General features: G+C 46.5%; 1 protein-coding gene and 1 tRNA gene. Both read right to left on the bottom strand.

Annotated features, from left to right (window positions below):
• The coding region (locus tag JNK54_10795; protein MBL8024744.1) for a pyridoxal-phosphate dependent enzyme at window positions 1–193 on the bottom strand (193 nt) is incomplete at its 3' end.
• A gap of 74 nt (window positions 194–267) precedes the next feature.
• Window positions 268–341 (bottom strand) — tRNA-Gly (locus tag JNK54_10790).
• Window positions 342–671: the final 330 nt, after the last annotated feature.

Below are 671 nucleotides of genomic sequence, written 5' to 3'. Positions count from 1 at the left end.
AAGTCATGGCATTGAGGGCGCCCCGATACTTGAAGCTGCCTGTCACTTGCAGGTTCTCAAGCTTCATCCAGACTTCCGCCTGGGAAACATCGGACATCCAGTGACTTTTCCGCAAAGGCGTATTGGTCACGAAACCTGTGATGCGCTTACGGGCCACCAGCACATCTGAGATACTGAGCGGTTCTTGAGCCATTAGTCCCTTTCAGTTCCGCCTGTACAGGTTCAGCCTGCACAGGACGCGGCGAATCTCTACTATTTAACAATAAATGGAGCGGGTAGCGGGAATCGAACCCGCGTGTGCAGCTTGGAAGGCTGCCGTTCTACCATTGAACTACACCCGCATATTTCAATGATGTCTTCGATAGCTAATTTAGCACAAACTTTCGCGTTTTGCAGGGCCGGCTCAACTTACCTGTATATATCCGCAACAGGTAGTCACAGAAAAGTCATGTCCTCAAATGAATCGCCTGCACATGACAACAACTTTTTGTCAATGCAATCTATATGTATGGCCAGCTTAAGCCAGGCTCATCTTGGCATCCATCCAAGCTGTAGGAAAGTAACGGCAAATCTAAAAGTTTTCTGAACCAAGCTAAAAAGCTATGTCATTAATTTGTCGTGAAGAACTTAAAGTGCTACTTTTTATATCGAACCGAATAACAAAACCGGTT

The organism is Elusimicrobiota bacterium (genome assembly GCA_016788905.1).
Taxonomy (GTDB): Bacteria; Elusimicrobiota; Elusimicrobia; order FEN-1173; family FEN-1173; genus JADKHR01.
This window is presented reverse-complemented; position numbering and strand designations above follow the sequence as displayed.